Origin of the sequence: Streptomyces parvus (assembly GCF_014648875.1) — a bacterium.
In the GTDB taxonomy this organism is placed as follows: Bacteria; Actinomycetota; Actinomycetes; order Streptomycetales; family Streptomycetaceae; genus Streptomyces; species Streptomyces parvus.
On record NZ_BMRY01000001.1, the window covers coordinates 1,155,189 to 1,176,620 of the forward strand.

Genomic DNA, 21,432 nt, shown 5'->3' on the forward strand with positions numbered 1-21,432 from the left:
TGCGTTCTACGGACTCGCGAAGGGACCCTTCATGCTCACAGGCAAGCTTCGCCTCACCGCCATTGCTGTACTTGCCTCTCTGACGATCGGGGGCGCTTCGGCTGCGCCGACAACAGCATCCGACCGGGATGGTGACGCGCGGCCAGGCGCTGCGGCGCCTGGCGTCGCACCATCTGACTCCGACACGTCCGCGGTCTACCTGGACAGCGCCGGTCGGGTAATGGACATGGATGCGGCAGAGGAAGCAAGTGCAGCTCGGCAACCCACGGCGCTCGGATGTACCCCAGTGAGCGGGAGGGACAACCCTCACCGGTCGGGTACCGGAGTAGCGGCGTCCGGGCACGGGTGGTGGAAGAAGGGGAACTGCAGCAACGACCGCGCCAAGGTGTTCAACTGCCTGTACGAGTGGTTTACGGACAACACCTGGCGGCAGAAGGCGTGTTCAGATACCAAGACGCTCAAGCCCGGCGGCGGAAGCACGCACCGAACGGCGGCTCGCCGCGACTGCCGCGGTACTCAGCGGACATCGTGGCGCAATCACGTGGAGGTAGACGTGATCGGCGAGATCGACACCGGCGAGAAGCCGATGAACCAGGCCGAAGTCAACTGTCGAGTGTACTGAGAGGGCACCGCCCACTGCCGCTCAGAGGCAAGCCCTGGGTGCCGCAGCCGAGTACGGGGAAGGACACATGGCAGAGCAGAATGCCGCCGCACGACCGGGCATCGCACCAACAACCTGTCACACCGCAGGCACCATGTTTGCCGCCCTTTACGGCGAGTTCGCCCCGCACGCCTGGCACGATCCCGAGTCCGAGCATGACGCCTACCAGTTGTTCCTCCAGCGTTCGCTCGCCATGGGCTGGCTCGACGACCGGGCGAGCGCTGCACAAGAAGCCGCCTCCGAGGGGCGCACGATCGTTGCTCCGGGGCTGTGGGCCATGAACGACGCGGGGTGGAGCCACCCTCTAGCCGCTCCGGCGTCGAAACTGATCTCGTGGTTCCAGGTCGAGGCCAGTGAGGTGGCCAGTGACAGGCCGCTCCCTGTACAGCCGTTCCTGCGGTGCGCGCAGGACACAACAGAGCGGATCGGTGTCGTGCAACTCGACGCGGTGCAGGTCCTCCTGCCGGTTCAGGGGGTCGACGCATCGACTCGCCCGGCCTATGCGGTGGTGCCGTCCATGCAGACGCCCGAGTGGTTCGGCGAGTGCGATCCACGGTCGCGCGCGTCGGTGAGAATCCGCATCGACAGCGGACGCACCCCGTCCGTCCCAGCGATCGCCTCGCAGCTCACTCGCCACCTCAGCCGCTTGGAACAGGACGTGTTCGTAGGGGCGGCTGACGATCAGATCCCCCTGGACAGCTTCCCCACTCCGCCGTTCGACGACCGTTTCTGGGACGGTCCGCCCACTCACGGCATCGTGCTGTCCGGCGAGTTGGCGGAGTGGTCGTGTGATGCAATCGGCTGGCTGGCCGAGACCGTGGCCGACTCGGCTGCCCATCTGGGTATTCAGTCGTCACTACTGTTCACCGTCACACGGACCTGATCGCCAGGGACACATGTCGGCCACCAGGGCGAACGGGCCCACCTGAGGGCCCGCCAGGAGCCGGTGCGAGGATCGGCGGATGGAACCCCGTGAGCCCGCAGCCGTCAGCCACTCATCCTCGACCTGGCAACAGCCGCACCCCGCACCGGCGTCGGCCGAACGCAGCGCGCTGACGGAGGCCGTCGCGGAACGCATCCGGGACCGAGGACCGGGCCGGCTCCTGGTCGGCATCGACGGCTTCACGGCGGCGGGGAAGACGAGCTTCGGCCACGAACTGGCCGCTCACATCGCCGAGTCGGGCCGCCCGGTGCTCCGGGCCACGCTGGACGACTTCAAGAACCCGTGGAAGGACCGACACCGGTACGACCGGGAGTCGGGCGAGGGGTACTACCGCAACGCGTACGACTACGACGCGGCCAAGCGCCTCCTCCTGGACCCGGCCCGCTCACCGGAGGCGGAGTCGTGCGCCCTCTGCTCGATCGACCCGCTGACGCAGGAGAACCACGCGGCCGAAACGACCCCGCTCACCCCGGACGCGGTCCTGATCGTGGACGGTGTCTTCGCGTTCCGGCCGGAGATCGACGCGTACTGGGACTTCCGGATCTGGCTGGACGTGGACGCCGAACTCTCCGTACGCCGCGGCGCGGAACGCGACCAGAACTGGGCGGGCTCGGACGCGGAGGCGATCCACCGAAACCGGTACCTGGTGGCGGAGCGTCTCTACCTCGACGAGGTGGACCCGCTGCCGAGGATGGACGTGGTGGTGGACAACACGGACTTCGCACGACCGCGTTTGAAGTCCGCGAAGGGGGAGGCGGCGTCGTGACGCACGCAGCAGAGGCGGCGGAGGCCCGGATCGACGAGGCGGGCAACGTCCTGGTCGCGCCTTCGGACGTACAGGGCGACGAGGCGATCAGAGACTTCTTCGGGTCCACGATCACTCCGGAGGAACTCGCCTCCGACCCGCCCGACCTCGCGGGGAGGACCGTCTACGTATGCGGCGACCTGTCCGCCATACCCGACGACCAACTACGCTCCGCTGCCCGGGTGTTCGTGATCCGGGAACTGTCGCACGGTGACGACGAGAACGCCGGCCGGCCGTGGACGACCATCGGCCTCGGCCGCGTCCCCCTGCGGGTGCACGGGGCGGGTGTGTACTACCGCCGCTACTTCGACCTCGATGCCGACCACTTCGGGCGGATCAGCTCGGAGCACGTGTTCCAGTCCCTGACGGAGTCGACGAAGCCGGGAACGTCCCACCGCAGCGGGATCTATCTGACGCCCGTCGCACAGGACGGCGAGGAACGGCACTTCCGGCTGCTCCGGTGCTCCACGAACCTCTCGGGCCCGACCGAGACGTTCCGCCCGACCGACACGAGCGTGGTCGATGAGCTGAACCGCGAGGCCGACACCGTCTTCCGGGGCCACGCTCCGCTGAACCACGTCCTCGCCCAGATCTACCGCAACACCCGCGCCACGGCTGAACGCAAGCAGGCCAAGGCGAAGATCTCGGCCCACGCCGACAAGACCAAGGACATGCCGGCCAACGGCATCATGGCCTTCTGCACCTTCTACGACGGGCTCGACCAGCTGCGGCCGATGCCCGGCGACGCCTTCGACTACGGCGTGAAGGGGACCAGCGGCCTCACGCGCCTCCACTTCCGCCTCAAGGAGACGGCCGAGGAGCGGGATGGGGCGGCTTCCCTTCCCCAGCACTTCAGCATCACCCTCCACCCCGGCTCGGTCTTCTTCATGCCGCTGTCCACCAACCGCCTGTACACGCACGAGATCCGGCCCTCGGGGCTGAACGCCGAACTGCTCCCGACCCGCCTGGGCTACGTGGTGCGCTGTTCGAGCACCGAGGCCGTGCACAAGGACGGGCAGACGTTCCTCAAAGTGGCCGGAGACCTGGTGAAGCTGGAGCCGCCCACGCAGGAGGGCATGGAGGACCTGCGCAAGCTGTACGCCGAGGAGAACAGGACCTCGTCCTTCATCGATTACGGCGACGATTTCCGCTTCAGCATGAACTCGGGAGATTACGTTGCCCCCGGAATCTAGGATCTCGGACGAGGTCCGCTCGTACGCCTTGCCGACCGAGGAGACCGCGAACGACCTCTTCGCGGAACTGTCGGCGTCGGCCGTTCTGGAGGCTGCGGGGAAGGGCCGTCGGGGCGCTGTGCTCACCAGGGTCGACGCGACGGGCGGCGTGCCTCTCGTGCGTACGACCACGCGATACAGCACCCCGGCGCAGCGCTTCCGCCCGGTGCACGAGCGCCTGGCGCAGCAGATCCAAGAACGCGCGGGACTCCCGACCGGCTTCAACAACGCCCTGTTCGAGAGCTACACGAACGCGTACAGGACCATGGGCGCGCACTCCGACCAGGCCCTGGATCTGGCCGACGAGTCGCACATCGCCGTCTTCTCCTGCTACCGGAACCCGGAAGCCGGCCCCCCGAGAAAGCTGGTCTTCACGTCGAAGGACATGGAGGGGGAGACGTTCGAGATCCCTCTCACGCACAACAGCGTGGTCACTTTCTCCGTCGCGTCGAATCGGCGCCTCAAGCACAAGATCGTCCTGGACGCGCACGGACAGACGGAGGAGAACGAATGGCTGGGGTTGACGTTCCGCACGTCGAAGAGCCCGGTCCGATTCCGTGACGACGGGCACGCCTACCTCCCGCAGGGCACGCGGCTCGCCCTGGCCGACGACGAGCAGCAGGGCGAGTTCTACCGGCTGCGGCGTCGCGAGAACCAGGAGACGGATTTCGCCTATCCCCCGCTGACGTACACCATCAGCGAGAGCGACCTGATGCCACCGGTCTGACCGGCCGTATATGCGGATGCCCCACCGACCGGACCCGCGCTAGGGTTGCCGTATGGACGTCACCGGCCGAAGCACCACCGCGACCGCGCGAGCGACCAGCTCGCCGGTTGCCGCCGCCTGACTTCAACTTCCCCCCCCCCGGCGACCGGAAACGGTCCGTCGGTGGTGCCGCGGAGCCTCTGGCCCCGGCCGGGTGACTGAACGGTTCCGTTCTCCGGTGCCTCCCCCGCTGCCACGCGAAGGAGCCACCCCCATGCGTACGGACCACCTCATCAGGACGTTCGTCGAGTACTACGAAGAACGCGGCCACCGCCGGATCACGGGCTCGACCCTGCTGCCACCCCCCGGCGACCCCGTCCTCTTCACGACGTCGGGCATGCACCCGCTCACCCCGTACCTGGAGGGTCAACCCCACCCGCTGGGGAAGCGCCTGGTCAACGTGCAGCGCTGTCTGCGTACGACGGACCTGGACGAGGTCGGTGACGCCACGCACCTGACGGTCTTCGAGATGCTGGGCACCTGGTCGCTGGGCGACTACGGGGGCCCGCGCAGCCTCGACTGGGGGTACGGGCTGCTCACCGAGGGCCTGGGCATCGCCCCCGGCCTGCTGCACGCCACGGTCTACGCCGGCGACGACCGGACAGGGACAGGGCCGGACACGGATTCCCTCGAACTGTGGCAGGGCCTCGGCGTCCCCGTGGAACGCACGGTGGAGGACAACTGGTGGCCGAAGAGCGTGGACGACGACGGGGGTGACGGCCCCGTCGGCCCGTGCGGCCCCGACTCGGAGATCTTCTTCTGGAGCGGCGACGGCCCGCCGCAGTCGACGCCCACCGGCGACGACCGTTGGGTGGAGGTGTGGAACCACGTGACGATGACGCACCGCCGACACGGAGACGGCTCCCTGGTGCCACTCCCCCAGCGCAACGTCGACACCGGCCTCGGCCTGGAGCGCCTGGCCGCCCTGCTCCAGGGCAAGCAGTCCGTCTTCGCCTGCGACGTCTTCGACCCGTGGCGCCGCCTCGTACCGCCCCTGTGGCCCCTGGAGGAACCCGAACTCCGCCTGGTCAGCGACCATCTGCGCTCGGCCGTCGTGGTGCTCGGCGACGGCGTGCGCCCGTCCAACACGGGCCGGGGTTACGTACTGCGCCGCCTCGTCCGCCGGGTGCTCACGGTGCTGTGGCGGCAGGACGCCTCACGCAGCCTGGGGGACCTGCCGGAAGACCTGGTCCGCCACACCCTGGACCACTTCCACCAGGACGCCCGCCCGGCCGACGTGCTCCGGACCCTGCTCGACGAGGAGCAGCGCTTCGCCCGCCTCCTGGAACGCGGCCGCCGCGTGCTCGCCCGCCCCGGCTTCCAAGGCCCGCTGTCCGAGGAGGACTTCCATTACCTGCACGACACGCATGGGCTGCCGCGCGACCTGGTGACGAGCCTGCGGGAGGAGTGAGGGCGAGCAGAGCCGACAGCCGGAACCCCGAGCAGACCCGTCAGTGTCAAGGGCGGGTCTTCCCGGGCGGTGCCGCCCAGTGCTGTGACTCCCTGGGTCCACCGGGTTGCTGTCTCTGCGAGGTGTTCGGCGCAGAGGATGTGGCGGTGTGCCTCAGCAGTAGTCGGCCAGGCCGTCCGCGAGTTCTTCTTCGTCGTGGTCGCGGATGGCGTAGAGGGCTTGCTGTAGGGCGAATGTGCTCCGGATCGCGGCGATGCGGCTGTGGAGCCCGTGGTGTGACCGGTCGCCCAGGATGAGCACCAGCTCCAGGAGCTCATGGCCGTAGCCGGCGCCGATGGCTGCGAGGTCCTCGGCCGGGTCGCCGAGTGTGACGTCGTCCCAGTCGAGCACTCCGGAGAGGTGGGGCAGGCCGTGCCTCCACTCCCAGAGGACGTTCTCGGCACCGAGGTCGCCATGGACCACTGCTCGGGTGAGGTGGGGAAGGCTGTCGAGCGCTGTGAGTTCCCGCTCGGCCCGTAGACGTCCACTGTCGGACATGAGCGGGAACAGCTCCGCGCGCACGCTCTCCGCGAACCGCCGCCACTGGCCTTCTGCTGCGTGGGGCAGAACTGCTCGTACCGCTTCCCCGGTACCGGAACGGGCGAGAGCGGACAGTAGCTTCGCGTACTGCGCCGCCACGGTGTCGACCACCTCGGCATCGTTGAGGGCGTCGATCGCCAGCGGTTCCCCGGGAATACGGCTGAGTACCAGGAACGGCACCTCGTCGGTGCCGTGGGCTCCACCCTGGAGCAGCGGCTCGGGTGTGCGGAAGCCGAGGTCGAGGCCGGCGAGTGCGTGCAGTGCGGCCACCCGCTGGGGTAATCGGGCGGCCGCTGCCCGAGTACGGGGCAGGCATACGACGCGGTCCGCACCCATGACCACGAGGTGGAATTGCCCCTGCCGCAGGGTCAGTTCCTCTGGATGGTCGTCGGGCAGCAGACGGCTCAGCAGAGCGCGGTGCGTCGTACGGATGCTCACGAGTGTCCTTTGAATCCTTCGATGAGTCGGGGGCGAACCGGCGCGGATCACACCCCTCACCGTGTCCTCGCCGGCCCCCACCGGCCGGGCGATCATAGGGGCCCGGTTCCCGCCCGCCGAGGCCAGCAGCACCATCGCGCGCTGGTAGCGCACCGAACTGGTGCTGCCCCGGCGCACCTCTGCGGCCGCAGCGCTAGCCAGCCGCCTCGCCGCCCGCCGAGACCGAGGGGTGTACATGGCCCGGCAGGCCACCGCCGCCGCCACAGCACGGGAGCCGGGCCAGGCGGTGGAGATCGCCCACACTCTAGCCACCATCGCCTTTGAGACCCGTTCGGCCCGCATGTGCCGCGAACTGGCCACGCTGGAGCGGGCAATGCGGCCGTGGCACGATGCCCCGGTCGGCCGGGACCTCGCAGAGATCCTGGCACCGGTGATCGAGGGGAGCTGACGATGGGCAAGGATCCGCTGTCGGACGAGGAGATTGCGGCGCACCTGGCGGAATTGCCGGGATGGGTACGTGAAGGGGACACGATCACTCGGGCGTTCAGCGTCCGGTACCACGGCGGCGTCGCGCTGATCGTCAATGTCGCGGACGCCGAGCGGCTCGTCGGCCACCACGCGGACATCGATCTGCGGTGGGACCACGTACGTTTCCGGATCACGACGCACGACGCCGGGCACCGGCTCACAGCGGCCGACTTCGAGCTGGCCGCACGGATCGACCGGATCGCGGAGGCGCATCAGGCACAGGCTCACAACGCCTGAAGGCATCCGGTAACCGATCCGCCTCGCTGTCTGGCACGACACGCGAGAGAGCCGGACCGGGGTTGTGAACCACCTCGGGAAGAAGTACGTCCCGGCCGGCGACCCCCAGGAGTTCACCGCCGACCAAACTGCCGCGAAGCCCGAGTTCCGCACGTACAGATTTCGCAGCCGTTTACGCCGAGACCGTCGACGCTGACGACAGCGGTCCTGCCGCCGAGCGCGCCCGGGCTGTCGCGGTCCCGTCGGTGGCGCGCCGCACCGTTTCTACCTGAACGCGCATCACTTGGTGGGTCGCGGGTCCGCCCCGGACACCAGGCACGACAGCCGGTACAAGCGCTGCCAGTAGGGGGCGTCGTCCGTTGCGCCGAGCACGGGAAGGATCCGGTCCAGGTCGGTGATCCGCCTGTGCAGGACACCGCGACGCCGATCGTCGAGAGAACCGCCACGGCTCAGCCAGGTGGATACGCACCCGGCGATGTCGGCATCGAGGAGCACGAGATCGATGTCCGCCCGCTCCGCGCCGCGCAGTCCGGCGGGGAACGGCGCTTGTTGGTGCTCCCGCCACAAGTAGGAGACGGCAGCTTCCAGCTCATCATTGCCGCTCGTGACGTTCGAGGGGTTCATGGAGGTCATCGTCGTGGACAGTACCCCCGCGTCCGAGCAAGCCGATACCCGGGACCCGAGCGCCAAGACCCGAGCGCCGGGACCCGAGCTTCGAGCCTCCGCCGTCACTCGTTCGTGGGTGCGCAAACCGGGCCCTGCCCCGAAGCTCGTGTCCCGAGCTTCGGGCTGCGTGATGCGAGACCCGGGATTCGAGCGCCTTCTTTAACCGGCGGGAAACGAGGGGGGTAGGGAAAACCTCCCCACCTCCCTACCCCGTCACGGCGAGCCAGTATGACTAATCGTGACAGCTTGCGGCGGAGCGTAACGGCCGCTTACGGTGCGAGAACTGAACGACCCCGACACGGTGTTGGAGCACCAGCCGGGGTCTGACCACAAGATCCCGAACCTAAGGAAGATCCGTGGCTACCCAGCACCATAGCTCCGCCCTGTCCGCCCCCGCAGTTCCCGCCGCCTACCCGATGGCCAAGCCCGGCTACGGCAAGCGCTCCGCACCCGGCCAACAGCCACGCAACGGCGACGACTTCGCCCTGCTCCCGACACGTGAGCGCTACGTCGCCGGGTTCGTCGACCACCTCCCCGACGGTGCCGCGATGAGCGTCAAGCAGCTCGCCAAAGAGCTGCCCCTCTACGGACAGCAAGCCATCGGCACCGCCCTGAAGGCCCTTTCCGTCGCCGGACACCTTCGGCGCGTCCGGTGCTCCGTCGGCGCAGGCGACGAAACCCGCTGGGTCTTCCGCACCTTCTGGTCCCGCACCGCCCACGACAACGAGTGGTGGAACACCTACCTCGCCACCGAAGACGCCACCCGGGCCACAGCCCCGACCGCCCCGCCGGAAGCGCCCGCATCCCCCAGCCTCGCAGCGCCTGCGGAGGCCCCGGCCTCCACCGCCGTACCGCTCCGCACCCCGCCCGAGGCCGCCCCGGACACGACACCCGCGAAAGCTCCGGCAGTTCCCCCGGCGGCCCCAGCAGGCCCGGCAGCTCCGTCGGCTCCGTCGGCTCCGGCGGCTCCGCCAGCCCTCACAGACCTCGCAGCCCTCACAGCCCGGCCGGCAGCCCCCTCCCCCGCCTACCTCGCCCTGGCCGAACTCGGCCGCAAGGACATCCGGCTGGCGCTGTCCGCCGACGACTGCGCCGCCCTCGAACCGCAGGCCGCAGCGTGGTTCGACCGTGGCGTGGACGCCGAGTACCTGATCGCCGCCCTCACCGCAGGCCTCCCCGCCCAGGTCGACTGCCCGCCCCGCTTCGTCCGCCGCCGCCTCGCGGACAAGATCCCGCCCCACCGCCCTGCCGGACACTCCTCGCCGGGAACCAGCACCCCGGCACCGTCCGGAGCCCGCCGCCTCCTGGTGGAGTGCACCGACTGCGGCCGCCCCGGCCAACCGGAAGCTCTCCCCGACGGTCTCTGCCGCCCCTGTCGCGCCGCCCACTCCGAGAGCCGACAGGCCACTTCCCCCGACCCCGCAGAAATCGCCGCAGTCAAGGCCCACATGGCCAACCTCCGCGACCTCCTCAAGGCTCCGTGAGCAGCCTGCACCATCAGGAAGGACCTCGCTGTGGTTCCAGGGCTCTGAGCAGGCAGTCGCGGTCGTCCGCGCCGATCAGCCCACCCGGAGGGGGCCCTTCGTCCAGCAACGCGCGCAGGGCGGGCGCGTGTGCCGCGAGGACGTCCCTGCACCACGCGCGTTCCGGGTGATCGGAATCCTTGCCGAACATCAGCACCTGGCGTTCGTCGTCGGCGTCGACCGGTGAGGACAGCTCCGCGGCGATGACCAGGAGACCCACCAGGTCGGGCCGCACAGCGATGTCGGGAACGGCCGCCAGACGGATCAGGAACGGGAGAGCGGTCGGCATCACCGCGCTCACGTGGAAGACGCTGTTCATCAGGACGTTCTCCAGCACGAGCATCGCCTCAGGGCCGGCCGCCTCGTCCAAAAGACCGCGGAGCAGGGCCGGAACCCCCTCAGGGCACCCCGGAATGCGTGACCAGTCGGCATCGGCGCAGCCCAGCAACGCAGGGTGGTCGCATGCGGCCTGCGCCACCTCCGGATGTGCGTGCAGGAACCGTGCGACAGCAGCCTCTTTGACTGCCACATCCATCACACACATCTCTGCTGCCCCTGCTCCCCCGAACGGCGCCCACGGAACCCTTCTGAGGATACGGGCGTGTGCTCCTCCGGCCCTTACGCGATCATGACCCGATGAGCCAGATCAGCCAGCAAACCGCCGACGTGAACGCGGCCATCGACGCCGAGCTCCAGCTCCTGGACCCCCGCGTGCGCGGGTCACGGGCGCTCGCCGCGCGCCTCCTCGACCCGGAGTTCGTCGAGGTCGGGGCTTCGGGGCGGCGGTGGACGTACGAGGAGATGCTCGACGCCCTCCCCGAGTTGGATGGTGGGAGCGGAGAGAGTGACGGGGGCGGGCCGCGGTTCGAGCCCTCCCGGATGGGCGGGGTCGTCCTGGCCCCAGGGATCGTGCATCTCACGTACGAGACCGACTTCGGCGGGCGCCGGGCCCGCCGCAGTTCGCTGTGGCGCAGGCGGGACGGGGAGACCGGCTGGCGGATGTACTACCACCAGGCCACGCCCGTCCCCGCCGCCGCCGAGTGACCTGAAGGCCCCCGCCCGGCCTCAGCCCAGCCCCTCCTCCACCAGCGCCGCCCACTGCGCCACCACCCGCTCCCGGCGGGCCGTGTCGTCGGTGAGGAGGTTGGCGAGGCCCAGGCCGCGGGCCATGTCCAGGAGGCCCTGGACCGTTTCCCGGGTGCCCGGGCGGGACTCGTCCGCGCCCAGGAGTTCGACGGCGATGCGGTGGGTCTCGCGGCCCACCCGCGCCTCCAGTTCCGTGACGCGCGGCCGGAGCTGGGCCTCGTTGGAGGCGGCCACCCAGAGCTGGAGCGCCGCCCGGAACAGGGGGCCCGTGTAGAGGTCGACCAGGGCCGCGACCACCTCGGCGCGGCCCTGGACGGGGAGCGCGCGCAGGGCGGCGGAGCGTTCCTCCGCCACGTACTCCACCGCGCCCGTGAACAGGTCCTCGCGGGTCGGGAAGTGGTGCTGGGCCGCGCCCCGCGAGACGCCGGCCCGTTCCGCGACGACGGAGACGGTGGAGCCCGCCCAGCCGTGTTCGGCCAGGCAGGCCACCGCCGCCTCCAGGAGCCGTTGCCGCGTCGCCCGGCTGCGGTCCTGCTTGGGAGCGTGAGCGGCCCGGGAAGCAGAGAAGGAAGGTGTCACCGCACCCATGCCGGGTCCCGTCGTTCGAGGAAGGCCGTCATCCCCTCCCTCGCCTCGTCGGAGGCGAACAACGCGGCGGATCGGGCGATGAGGTCTTCGGCGTACTGGTCGAAGCTCCTCAGCACCGTAGCCGTGACCAGTTCCTTCGATGCGGCCAGCCCCTGGGGCGAGGCCCGGCGCAGCCCGTCCAGGACCGGGGCAAGGCCCTTCTCCACGTCCTCGGCGGCCACCGTCACCAGGCCGATCCTCGCCGCCTCCGCCGCGTCGAACCGCTCCCCGGTGAGGTAGTAGCGGTTCGCCGCCGTACGGTCCACGCGCGGGAGCAGCGTGAGGGAGATCACCGCCGGGGCCAGGCCCAGGCGGGACTCGGTGAGGGCGAACGACGACGCCCCGCCCGCCACCGCGATGTCGCACGCCGCCAGCAGGCCCAGGCCGCCCGCCCGGACATGGCCGGTCACCCGGGCCACCACCGGCTTCGGCAGCGCCACGATCTCCCGCATCAGGCCCACGAACGCCTCCGGGTCCGGCGGTGCCGTCAGGTCCGCCCCGGCGCAGAACGTCGAACCCGTGTGGGTCAGCACCACCGCCCGTACGGTGTCGTCGCCCGCACAGTCCGCCAGGGCGTCGCGCAACTCCCCGACCAGCGCGGCCGACAGCGCGTTGCGGTTGGCCGGGGAGTCCAGCGTCAGGGTCGCGATGCCCCGCTCCCGGGATGTGGCGATCAGGGTCACGTGCCGTCCGTCCTCTCCGTCGTCTTCTCCGTCTTCTCACGGTCGCGCAGCTCGCGCCGGAGGATCTTGCCCGAGGCCGCCCGCGGCACCGCCTCGATGAACTCGGCCTGCCGCACCTTCTTGTACGGGGAGACGCGCTCGGCGACGTACGCCATGACGTCGTCCTCGGTCAGGCCGTCCGCCCCGGGTCCCCGGACCAGGAACGCCTTCGGGACCTCGTTGCCCTCCGCGTCGTACACCCCGATCACCGCCGCGTCCGCCACCTCCTCGTGGGTGAGGAGCAGGGCCTCCAGCTCGGCGGGGGCCACCTGGTAGCCCTTGTACTTGATCAGCTCCTTCACCCGGTCGACGACGTACAGCCAGCCGTCCTCGTCCACCCGGCCGACATCGCCCGTGTGCACCCAGCCGTCCTCGTCGATCATCGCGGCCGTGGCGTCCGCGCGGCCCAGGTAGCCCTTCATCACCTGGGGGCCCCGGATCAGGATCTCCCCGTCCGCCCCGGCCTCCGCGTCCTTCTCCGGGTCCTCCAGCGACACGATCCGCATCTCGGTGTTCGGCAGCAGCTTGCCGACCGTGCCCGGCGGGGGCTGCTCGGCGGAGAGCGGCACCACGTGCGTACCGGGCGACAGCTCCGTCATCCCGTACGCCTGCCGCACCGGCGGCACCCCCAGCCGGGCCGAGCACGCCGCCGCCAGCTCGGCGTCCAGCGGGGCGGCGGCGCTGACGATGTACTGGAGCGAGGACAGGTCGTACTCCCCGACCAGCGGGTGTTTCGCCAGCGCCAGCACGATCGGCGGAGCCACGTACAGGCCGGAGATGCGGTGCGTCTGGATGGCCTCCAGGAACTGTGCCAGGTCGAAGCGCGGGAGCACGACGACCGTCGAGCCGCAGCGCAGGGGTACGTTCATCAGCGCCGTGAGGCCGTAGATGTGGAAGAAGGGGAGGACCGCCAGGATGCGGTCGCCCTCGCCCATGGGAATGAACGGTCTCAGCTGCTCCAGGTTGGTCGCGATCGACCGGTGCGTCAGCATCACGCCCTTGGGCGTGCCCGTCGTGCCGGAGCTGTACGGGAGGGCCGCCACGTCCTCGCCCGGGTCGATCGCGACCTCCGGCTCGGGAGCAGTCGAGGACAGCATGTCCAGGACGGAGGTGTGGCCCTCCGCCTGGTCGCAGACGTAGATCTCCCTTATCCCGCCTGTCAGTTCGGCCGCGCGGCGAGCGGTCGGCAGCAGCGGGGAGACCGTCACGATCCACTTCGCCCCGCTGTCCGCGAGCTGCTTGGCGAACTCCTCGGGCGTGGCCAGCGGGTGGACCGTGGTGACCGAGGCTCCGGCGCGGGTGGCCCCGTAGAAGACGGCGGGGTACGCGATGGTGTTCGGGCTGTGCAGAGCGAGGACGTCGCCCTTCCTCAGTCCCGCCTCGGCCAGCGCGGCGGCGATCCGCCGGTGGAAGCCGTCGAGTTGGGCGTACGTGAGGGACATGCCGTTCGTCCCGTCGATCAGGGCGACGGTGTCACCGAACCCGGCGGCCTCGCCGAGAACCGCGTCGTGGATGGGTGTGTCGAGGGCCGTTACGTCTGCGTACTCGCTGCGGAACACCATGGCGGTCCCCTGTCTTCGCGGTCGCCCGCGCCGCCCGGGTGGCGGTGCGGGACGCCGTGCGGGTGTGGAGTGTGGAGGGTCAGAATCACCCCTGTGGGGGAGGGATGGGGAGGGGTCGGACGGGAGCAGATCAGGGAGAACAGGGACTAGTACGACTTCGGCAGGCCCAGCGACTGGTGCGAGACGTAGTTCAGGATCATCTCGCGGCTGACCGGGGCTATCCGGGCCACCCGTGACGCGGTGATCAGGGACGCGAGGCCGTACTCCCGGGTCAGGCCGTTGCCGCCGAGCGTGTGCACCGCCTGGTCGACGGCCTTCACGCATGCCTCCCCGGCCGCGTACTTCGCCATGTTCGCCGCCTCGCCCGCCCCGACGTCGTCGCCCTCGTCGTACAGCCGGGCCGCCTTCTGCATCATCAGGCGCGACAGCTCCAGGTCGATGTGCGCGGTGGCGAGCGGGTGCGCGATGGCCTGGTGGGCGCCGATGGGGTCCTTCCAGACCTGCCGGGTACGGGCGTACTCGACGGCCCTGGAGAGGGCGAACCGGCCCATCCCGATGCCGAACGCGGCCGTCATGATCCGCTCGGGGTTCAGCCCGGCGAAGAGCTGGAGCAGACCCGCGTCCTCGTCGCCGACCAGGGCGTCCGCCGGCAGCCGTACGTCGTCGAGGACCAGCTCGAACTGCTTCTCCGGGGCGTGGAGTTCCATGTCGATCTGGTTCCGCCCGAACCCGGGGGCATCGCGCGGGACGATGAACAGGCAGGGCTTCAGCTTCCCGGAGCGGGCGTCCTCGGTCCGGCCCACGATCAGCGTGGCGTCGGCTATGTCGACACCCGAGACGAAGACCTTGCGTCCTGTGAGGACCCAGTCGTCGCCGTCGCGGCGGGCGGTGGTGGTGATGCGGTGGGAGTTGGATCCGGCGTCGGGCTCGGTGATCCCGAAGGCCATGGTGAGACTGCCGTCGGCAAGGCCCGGCAGCCACGTCCGCTTCTGCTCCTCCGTACCGAAGCGGGCGATGACCATGCCGCAGATCGCGGGCGACACGATCATCATCAGGAGCGGCGAGCCGGCCGCACCCAACTCCTCCAGGACGATGGAGAGTTCGGCCATGCCGCCACCCCCGCCGCCGTACTCCTCGGGGAGGTTCACTCCGAGATAGCCGAGCTTCGCGGCCTCCGCCCACAGCTCGTCGGTGTGCTTGCCCTCGCGGATGACGGTGGTCATGTAGTCGCGCCCGTACCGCTTGCCGAGGGCGGCGACGGCTGCGCGCAGGGCCTGGTGCTCTTCGGTTTCGAGGGCGGTGCGTGCGGTGCTCATGCGGTCTCCTCCGGTACGGGATGGGGTACGGGGGTGGTGGCGGCCGGGTCCTCCTGGACCACGGCGAGCAGTGCGCCGACCTCGACCTGGTGGCCGGGGGCGGCGTGCAGGGCGGTAAGGGTGCCGGAGGCGGGGGCGAGGATGCGGTGCTCCATCTTCATCGCCTCCAGCCAGATCAGCGGCTGCCCGGCCTCGACGGTGACCCCGGCCGCCAGGCCCTCCGCGAGGCGGACGACGGTCCCGGGCATCGGGGCGAGCAGGGAGCCGGGGGCGGTGTGCGTGGCGGGGTCGGTGAAGCGGGGCAGGGCGGTGAACGTGTACGAGGCGTCGGTGGCGTCCACGTGGACCCGGTCGGCGTACGCGGTGACCGCGAAGTGCCTTGTCACGCCGCCCACTTCGAGCGTCACGTGGTCGGGGGTGGCTGTCAGGACCCGGGTGCCGGGAGTCTCGTGCGGTTCCGGGACTCCGGTGCGGGGGGTGTGGTAGGCGACCTCGTGCTCGGTGCCGTCGGGTTCGCTGCGGTAGCGCTTGCGCTGGGGCCCCGAGGGTACGTTGCGCCAGGCCCCGAAGCGGGCCGGGGCGGGGGTTGCGACCGGGGCGCCCCGCCCCCCTTCCGCGCCGCGTACGGCTTCCGCGCCGCGTACGGCTTCCGCGCCGCGTACGGCTTCCGGCCCCCGTACGGCTTCCGCTCCCCGTACGGCTTCCGCCAGGGTCGCGGCGAGGGCGGCCGTGGCAGGGTCGCCGGCTCCGGCTCCCGGGGCGGTCAGGTCCGCCAGGTGCCGGTCGTAGAACCCGGTGTCCAGGCGGGCCGCCGCGAAGTCCGGGTGACGCAGCGACCGTACGAGCAACTCGCGGTTGGTGACCGGGCCGTGGATGCGGGCCCTCTCCAGCGCGCGGGCCAGCAGCCGGACGGCCTCGGTTCGGGTCGGGGCGTGGGCGATCACCTTGGCGATCATCGGGTCGTAGTGCACGCCGATCGTGTCGCCGCCGGTGTATCCGGTGTCCAGGCGCAGGCCCGGGCCCTCCGGCACCTCCAGGGTGAGCAGTGCGCCGGTCTGCGGCTGCCAGTCGCGGGCCGGGTCCTCGGCGTAGAGCCGGGCCTCCACCGCGTGGCCGGACGGCTGCGGGGGCTCGGGGGACGGCAGCGGCTCGCCTTCCGCCACCCGTAGTTGCAGGGCGACGAGGTCGAGCCCGAACACGGCTTCCGTCACCGGGTGTTCGACCTGGAGGCGGGTGTTCATCTCCAGGAAGTACGGGCGGCCCTCGGCGGAGACCAGGAATTCCACGGTGCCCGCGCCCCGGTAGCCCACGGCACGGGCCGCCGCGACCGCCGCCTCGTGGAGCCTGGTGCGCAGCGCCTCGTCCAGCCCGGGCGCGGGGGCCTCCTCGATGACCTTCTGGTGGCGGCGCTGGAGCGAGCAGTCCCGGGTACCGAGCGCCCACACGGTGTCGTGCGCGTCGGCCATCACCTGGACCTCGACGTGCCGGCCGCGTTCCACGTACGGCTCGGCGAACACCTCCCCGTCCCCGAAGGCGGACGCTGCCTCGGCAGCCGCGGCCAGCAACTCGCCCGGCAGAGAATCGAGTTCACGGACGATCCGCATCCCACGCCCGCCGCCGCCCGCCGCCGCCTTCAGCAGCAGCGGCAGATCGTCCTCGCTCGCCGTCGCCGGGTCCACGGGAGCCAGCAGCGGCACCCCGGCTCCCGCCATCAGCTCCTTGGCCCGGGTCTTGGAGGCCATCAGCTCGATCGCCTTCACCGGCGGGCCCACCCACACGAGCCCCGCGTCCTGCACGGCGGCGGCAAAGGCGGCGTTCTCGGAGAGGAAGCCGTAGCCGGGGTGCACGGCGTCCGCCCCGGCGGCCCGGGCTGCGGCCACGACGAGGTCGCCGCGCAGATAGGTGTCGGCGGGTGCCGCGCCCGGCAGCCGTACGGCGAGGTCCGCCTCCCGTACGTGCAGGGCGTCGGCGTCCGCGTCGGAGTAGACGGCGACCGTGGTGATGCCCAGGTCGCGGCAGGTGCGGAAGATCCGGCAGGCGATCTCGCCCCGGTTGGCGACGAGCAGAGTCGTGATGGTCATCCGGGCCTCACATTCGGAAGACGCCGAAGCCGCCACGGGCGCCCTCGACCGGTGCGGTGTGGATCGCGGACAGGCACATCCCGAGGACCGTCCGGGTGTCGCGCGGGTCGATGACCCCGTCGTCGTACAGCCGCCCGGACAGGAACATCGGCAGCGACTCCGCCTCGATCTGCTGCTCCACCATCGCGCGCAGCCCGGCGTCCGCCTCGTCGTCGTACGGCTGCCCCTTCGCGGCGGCCGAGGCGCGGGCGACGATCGACAGCACACCCGCGAGCTGCTGCGGGCCCATGACGGCGGACTTGCTGCTGGGCCAGGCGAAAAGGAACCGCGGGTCGTAGGCGCGGCCGCACATGCCGTAGTGGCCGGCCCCGTAGGACGCGCCCATCAGGACCGACAGATGCGGGACCTTGGAGTTGGCGACCGCGTTGATCATCATCGCGCCGTGCTTGATGATGCCGCCCTGCTCGTACTCCTTGCCGACCATGTAGCCGGTGGTGTTGTGGAGGAAGAGGAGCGGGATGTCGCGCTGGTTGGCGAGCTGGATGAACTGCGCCGCCTTCTGCGACTCCTCGCTGAACAGCACCCCCTGCGCGTTGGCGAGGATGCCGACCGGGTAGCCGTGCAGCCGCGCCCAGCCCGTCACCAGGCTCGTCCCGTACAGCGGCTTGAAGGCGTCGAAGTCGGAGCCGTCGACCAGCCGGGCGATCACCTCGCGCGGGTCGAACGGGGCCTTGAGGTCGCCCGGCACGATGCCGAGCAGCTCGTCCTCGTCGTACTTCGGCGGGGCGGCCGGGCCCGGATCGGGCTGGGCCTTGCGCCAGTTGAGCCGGGCGACGATGCGGCGGGCCTGCCGGATCGCATCGTGCTCGTCCACGGCGAAGTGGTCGGCGAGCCCCGACGTACGGGCGTGCATCTCGGCCCCGCCGAGGGACTCGTCGTCGCTCTCCTCGCCGGTGGCCATCTTCACCAGGGGGGGGCCGCCGAGGAAGACCTTGGACTGCTCCTTGATCATCACGGTGTGGTCGGACATGCCGGGGACGTACGCGCCTCCGGCGGTGGAGTTGCCGAACACCACGGCCACGGTGGGGATTCCGGCGGCGGAGAGCCGGGTGAGGTCCCGGAAGAGCGCCCCTCCGGGGATGAAGATCTCCTTCTGGGAGGGCAGGTCGGCCCCGCCCGACTCCACCAGGCTGATCACCGGGAGCCGGTTGGCGAAGGCGATCTCGTTGGCGCGCAGGGCCTTCTTCAGCGTCCAGGGGTTCGAGGCCCCGCCGCGTACGGTCGGGTCGTTGGCGGTGATCAGGCACTCGACGCCCTCGACCACCCCGATCCCGGTGACGAGCGAGGCCCCCACGGCGTAGTCGCTGCCCCAGGCGGCCAGCGGCGACAGCTCCAGGAACGGGGTGTCGGGGTCGACGAGCAGCTCGATCCGCTCCCGGGCCGGGAGCTTGCCGCGCTTCCGGTGCCGGGTCACGTACTTCTCACCGCCGCCCGCGAGCGCCTTGGCGTGCTCGGTCTCCAGCTCGGCGAGCTTCTCCACCATGGTGGCCCGATTCGCCGCGTAATCCGGGCTGTTGGAGTCGAGCGCGGTGGGCAGGACGGTCATACGGTCACCTCCGGGACATCGATGCCTTCGAGCAGGGCCACGGGGATCGGCAGCCAGCGGGACCGCAGCCACTCCCCCACCGCCTTCGCCTGCGGGTCGAACCGGGCTTGGGCTGCGACGCCTTCGCCCAGGAGGCCGTGGACGGTGAAGTTCAGGGCGCGGAGGTTGGGCAGGACGTGGCGGACGACTGTCAAGTCCGCTGTCTCCGGCAGGAGTTCCTTGAACCGCTCGACCCTCAGCTCGTGCGCCAGCCACCGCCAGGCGTCGTCGTCGCGCACCCAGACGCCGACGTTGGCGTCACCGCCCTTGTCGCCGCTGCGGGCGCCCGCGATCAGGCCGAGGGGGGCGCGGCGCGTGGGACCGGAGGGGTACGGGGCGGGGAGCGGCGGTTCCTCGACTTCGGCCAACTCCTCTGTGCGGGCGGACGGTTTCATCACCTCCCGCGTCCCGTCCGGCAGGACGGCGATGTGCTCGACCTCCGCCGCCGGTACGGGCCGGGCCTCGAACACCCCGTAGGGCGCGCCCTTTCCGGGAGGGGCGGTGACATGGAAGCCCGGGTAGCTGCCGAGGGCCAGCTCGATGGCGGCCCCGGAGACGGACCGGCCGACCGCGTCGGCGTCCTGGTCGCGGACGACGAGCCGGAGCAGGGCGCTGGCCCGTTCCTCGGTGTCGGCGTCGGCGTGGTCGGTACGGGACAGCTCCCAGCGCACCTCGGCGGGCGGGCGGGAGCCGCCGCGCTCCAGGGCGTCGGCGAACTGGTCCTTCACCAGCGCCGCCTTGGCCTCGACGTCGAGGCCGGTGAGGACGAAGACGACCTCGTTGCGCCAGCCGCCGAGCCGGGTGAGCCCAGCCTTGAGGGTGGGCGGCGGGGCCTCGCCGCGTACGCCGTCGATCCGGACCCGGTCCGGTCCGTCGGGTGTGAGGCGCACGGTGTCGAGGCGGGCGGTGACGTCGGGGCCCGCGTACCGGGCCCCCCCGGTCTCGTAGAGGAGTTGGGCGGTGACGGTGGAGAGGTCGACGACCCCGCCCGTACCGTCGTGCTTGGTGATGACGGACGAGCCGTCGGCGCGGATCTCGGCGAGCGGGAAGCCGGGGCGGCGGAGGCGGGCGGGGTCGTGGTCGCCGAAGAAGGCGTGGTTCCCGCCGGTCGCCTGCGTACCGCACTCCAGGACGTGCCCGGCGACCACGGCTCCCGCGAGCGCGTCCAGGTCGTCCGGACCCCAGCCGAAGTGGGCGGCGGCGGGCCCGGTGACGAGGGCCGCGTCGGTGACCCGGCCGGTGACGACGACATCCGCCCCGGCCCGCAGACAGGCGGCGATCCCGGAGCCGCCGAGGTAGGCGTTGGCGGTGAGGCACCCGTCCGGGACGGGCAGGCTGTCGCCCTCGACGTGCGCGACGGTGACGGGCACACCGGCCCTCTCCGCCAACTGCCTCACCGAGTCCGCGAGTCCGGCCGGGTTGAGGCCGCCCGCGTTGGCGACGATCTTCACCCCGCGCTCGCGCGCGAGGCCGAGCCCTTCCTCCAACTGGCGCAGGAAGGTGGTGGCGTAGCCCTTCTGCGGGTCCTTGAGGCGGCTGCGGCCGAGGATGAGCATGGTCAGCTCGGCGAGGTAGTCACCGGTGAGGACGTCGAGGGGGCCGCCGGTGAGCATCTCGCGCAGCGCGTCGAAGCGGTCGCCGTAGAAGCCGGAGGCGTTGCCGATGCGGAGGACGGGGGCGGGGGCGGGGCCGGGGCCGGTGTTCATCGGTGGTCGCCCTGTTCCGCGCGCGGCAGCCGGCCCGGTCCGGGAGGTCCGGCGAAGGCCTGGGCGATGGAGAGCCACTGGTCGGCGTCGCGGCCCTCGGCGGTGACCGCGAGGTCGGAGCGGTGGGCGCGCTGGGTGACCAGGAGGCAGAAGTCGAGGAGCGGGCCGGTGATCCGCTGGGCGGCTTCCTCCGGCCCGTACGCGATCACCTCACCGTCCGGCGTGCGGAGTTCGACGCGGAACTCCTCCTCGGGCGCGGTGATCCCGCGTACCGCGTAGGCGTAGTTCCGGGCCCGTACGCCGATCCGGGCCACATGCCGGAGCCGGGCGGTGGGGGTCCGGGTCACGCCGAGGGCGTCGGCGATGTCCTGGCCGTGGGCCCAGGTCTCCATGAGCCGGGCGGTCGCCATGGACGCGACGCTCATCGGCGGCCCGTACCAAGGGATCCGGGTGCCGTCCGGGGCGTCGCGGAGGACCTTGTCGAGCCGCTGCCGGCCCTCGCGCCAGCGGGCGAGCAGGGCGTCCGGGGCGTGGGCGTCGACGAGGGCGTCGGCCGCCTCGTCGACGAAGGAGTCGGGGGCGGCCAGGGCCTTGGTCACCTCGTCGCCGAACCGGTCCGGCTCGGTGGCCGCCAGCAGCGCGACCTCGTCCGTCCAGCTGAGATGGGCGATCTGGTGGGCGACGGTCCACCGGTCTGCGGGGGTCGGGCCGCGCCAGCCCGGGGCATCCAACTCCCCTACCAGTTCGTCGAGTTCGTCGCTCTCTTCGCGCAGATCGTCGATCACGGCTACGACAGCGGACACGTGCGCTCCCCTCGGGACCGGGTGTGGTGCCCAGGAGCATGGCAGCGCACCAGGAAACAATCAAGCACGCTTGCATGATTTTCTGCCCGCACCGA

General features: G+C 71.1%; 21 protein-coding genes and 2 pseudogenes. 11 read left to right on the forward strand and 12 right to left on the reverse strand.

The annotated features are described in order from the left end of the window. The first annotated feature begins 31 nt into the window (after window positions 1-31). From IE140_RS35840 to IE140_RS05220, 6 genes are all read left to right on the forward strand, one after another. The gene (locus IE140_RS35840; protein ID WP_225683084.1) at window positions 32-622 is read left to right on the forward strand and encodes a hypothetical protein; all 591 of its coding nucleotides are present in this window, start codon (window positions 32-34) and stop codon (window positions 620-622) included. A 67-nt stretch (window positions 623-689) separates the two neighbouring features. Next, a complete protein-coding gene (locus IE140_RS05200; RefSeq protein ID WP_150197610.1) occupies window positions 690-1,544 on the forward strand; it encodes a hypothetical protein in 855 nt (284 codons plus the stop codon). Between the two features lie 79 nt (window positions 1,545-1,623). Further along, on the forward strand, window positions 1,624-2,370 hold the full coding sequence (locus IE140_RS05205; RefSeq protein WP_093445641.1) for a nucleoside/nucleotide kinase family protein: 747 nt from the start codon (window positions 1,624-1,626) through the stop codon (window positions 2,368-2,370). Then, window positions 2,367-3,602, forward strand: a complete 1,236-nt coding sequence (locus IE140_RS05210) for a hypothetical protein (RefSeq protein ID WP_150197611.1) — start codon at window positions 2,367-2,369, stop codon at window positions 3,600-3,602. Before IE140_RS05205 ends, IE140_RS05210 begins: the two co-directional genes overlap by 4 nt. Further along, window positions 3,586-4,368 (forward strand): alpha-ketoglutarate-dependent dioxygenase AlkB, encoded by a 783-nt coding sequence (locus tag IE140_RS05215; RefSeq protein WP_150197612.1) that lies wholly within the window; start codon window positions 3,586-3,588, stop codon window positions 4,366-4,368. Before IE140_RS05210 ends, IE140_RS05215 begins: the two co-directional genes overlap by 17 nt. 253 nt (window positions 4,369-4,621) lie before the next feature. Continuing rightward, window positions 4,622-5,818 (forward strand): alanine--tRNA ligase-related protein, encoded by a 1,197-nt coding sequence (locus IE140_RS05220; RefSeq protein WP_150197613.1) that lies wholly within the window; start codon window positions 4,622-4,624, stop codon window positions 5,816-5,818. A gap of 153 nt (window positions 5,819-5,971) precedes the next feature. On the opposite strand, the gene vph is transcribed toward IE140_RS05220, so the two are convergent. Both vph and IE140_RS35845 read right to left on the reverse strand, forming a co-directional pair. Next, window positions 5,972-6,835, reverse strand: a complete 864-nt coding sequence (vph, locus tag IE140_RS05225; RefSeq protein ID WP_150197616.1) for a viomycin phosphotransferase — start codon at window positions 6,833-6,835, stop codon at window positions 5,972-5,974. A gap of 45 nt (window positions 6,836-6,880) precedes the next feature. Then, window positions 6,881-7,072, reverse strand: a pseudogene (locus IE140_RS35845) (IS630 family transposase); the annotation flags it as partial. Here IE140_RS35845 and IE140_RS05230 point away from each other — a divergent pair. The 3 genes and pseudogenes from IE140_RS05230 to IE140_RS35850 form a co-directional block, all read left to right on the forward strand. Next, window positions 7,071-7,283, forward strand: a complete 213-nt coding sequence (locus IE140_RS05230) for a hypothetical protein (protein WP_308438345.1) — start codon at window positions 7,071-7,073, stop codon at window positions 7,281-7,283. The pseudogene IE140_RS35845 and the gene IE140_RS05230 overlap by 2 nt on opposite strands. Before the next feature lie 2 nt (window positions 7,284-7,285). Further along, window positions 7,286-7,600, forward strand: a complete 315-nt coding sequence (locus tag IE140_RS05235) for a 4a-hydroxytetrahydrobiopterin dehydratase (protein ID WP_150197614.1) — start codon at window positions 7,286-7,288, stop codon at window positions 7,598-7,600. 22 nt (window positions 7,601-7,622) lie between these two features. Then, window positions 7,623-7,745: pseudogene (locus IE140_RS35850) on the forward strand (HD domain-containing protein); the annotation flags it as partial. A 134-nt stretch (window positions 7,746-7,879) separates the two neighbouring features. Here the strand turns inward: IE140_RS35850 and IE140_RS05240 are convergent. Continuing rightward, window positions 7,880-8,224 carry a hypothetical protein gene (locus IE140_RS05240; RefSeq protein WP_150197615.1) on the reverse strand — a complete coding sequence of 115 codons (345 nt, stop codon included), beginning with the start codon at window positions 8,222-8,224 and terminating at the stop codon, window positions 7,880-7,882. Window positions 8,225-8,622: 398 nt separating this feature from the next. Here IE140_RS05240 and IE140_RS05245 point away from each other — a divergent pair, with 398 nt between their 5' ends. Continuing rightward, on the forward strand, window positions 8,623-9,750 hold the full coding sequence (locus IE140_RS05245) for a MarR family transcriptional regulator (protein WP_229826691.1): 1,128 nt from the start codon (window positions 8,623-8,625) through the stop codon (window positions 9,748-9,750). 13 nt (window positions 9,751-9,763) lie between these two features. On the opposite strand, the gene IE140_RS05250 is transcribed toward IE140_RS05245, so the two are convergent. Then, window positions 9,764-10,324: a hypothetical protein gene (locus IE140_RS05250; protein WP_189460087.1), complete on the reverse strand. Its 561-nt coding sequence runs from the start codon at window positions 10,322-10,324 to the stop codon at window positions 9,764-9,766. A gap of 101 nt (window positions 10,325-10,425) precedes the next feature. Here IE140_RS05250 and IE140_RS05255 point away from each other — a divergent pair, with 101 nt between their 5' ends. Then, complete coding sequence (locus IE140_RS05255; protein ID WP_229826692.1) at window positions 10,426-10,833, forward strand: nuclear transport factor 2 family protein; 408 nt, start codon at window positions 10,426-10,428, stop codon at window positions 10,831-10,833. Window positions 10,834-10,854: 21 nt separating this feature from the next. On the opposite strand, the gene IE140_RS05260 is transcribed toward IE140_RS05255, so the two are convergent. The 8 genes from IE140_RS05260 to IE140_RS05295 form a co-directional block, all read right to left on the reverse strand. Next, window positions 10,855-11,463 (reverse strand): TetR/AcrR family transcriptional regulator, encoded by a 609-nt coding sequence (locus IE140_RS05260; RefSeq protein ID WP_032764234.1) that lies wholly within the window; start codon window positions 11,461-11,463, stop codon window positions 10,855-10,857. Continuing rightward, a complete protein-coding gene (locus IE140_RS05265) occupies window positions 11,451-12,185 on the reverse strand; it encodes an enoyl-CoA hydratase family protein (RefSeq protein WP_150197755.1) in 735 nt (244 codons plus the stop codon). The genes IE140_RS05260 and IE140_RS05265 overlap by 13 nt, the downstream gene beginning before the upstream one ends. Next, window positions 12,182-13,786 (reverse strand): 4-coumarate--CoA ligase family protein, encoded by a 1,605-nt coding sequence (locus IE140_RS05270; RefSeq protein ID WP_150197753.1) that lies wholly within the window; start codon window positions 13,784-13,786, stop codon window positions 12,182-12,184. The genes IE140_RS05265 and IE140_RS05270 overlap by 4 nt, the downstream gene beginning before the upstream one ends. 146 nt (window positions 13,787-13,932) lie before the next feature. Beyond that, window positions 13,933-15,102 (reverse strand): acyl-CoA dehydrogenase family protein, encoded by a 1,170-nt coding sequence (locus IE140_RS05275; RefSeq protein WP_150197751.1) that lies wholly within the window; start codon window positions 15,100-15,102, stop codon window positions 13,933-13,935. After that, window positions 15,099-17,183 carry an ATP-binding protein gene (locus IE140_RS05280; protein ID WP_150197748.1) on the reverse strand — a complete coding sequence of 695 codons (2,085 nt, stop codon included), beginning with the start codon at window positions 17,181-17,183 and terminating at the stop codon, window positions 15,099-15,101. Before IE140_RS05280 ends, IE140_RS05275 begins: the two co-directional genes overlap by 4 nt. A 7-nt stretch (window positions 17,184-17,190) precedes the next feature. Continuing rightward, complete coding sequence (locus IE140_RS05285) at window positions 17,191-18,789, reverse strand: acyl-CoA carboxylase subunit beta (protein ID WP_150197747.1); 1,599 nt, start codon at window positions 18,787-18,789, stop codon at window positions 17,191-17,193. Further along, window positions 18,786-20,534, reverse strand: a complete 1,749-nt coding sequence (locus IE140_RS05290) for an acyclic terpene utilization AtuA family protein (RefSeq protein WP_189460089.1) — start codon at window positions 20,532-20,534, stop codon at window positions 18,786-18,788. Before IE140_RS05290 ends, IE140_RS05285 begins: the two co-directional genes overlap by 4 nt. Then, window positions 20,531-21,337 (reverse strand): TIGR03084 family metal-binding protein, encoded by an 807-nt coding sequence (locus IE140_RS05295; RefSeq protein ID WP_189460092.1) that lies wholly within the window; start codon window positions 21,335-21,337, stop codon window positions 20,531-20,533. Before IE140_RS05295 ends, IE140_RS05290 begins: the two co-directional genes overlap by 4 nt. Window positions 21,338-21,432: the final 95 nt, after the last annotated feature.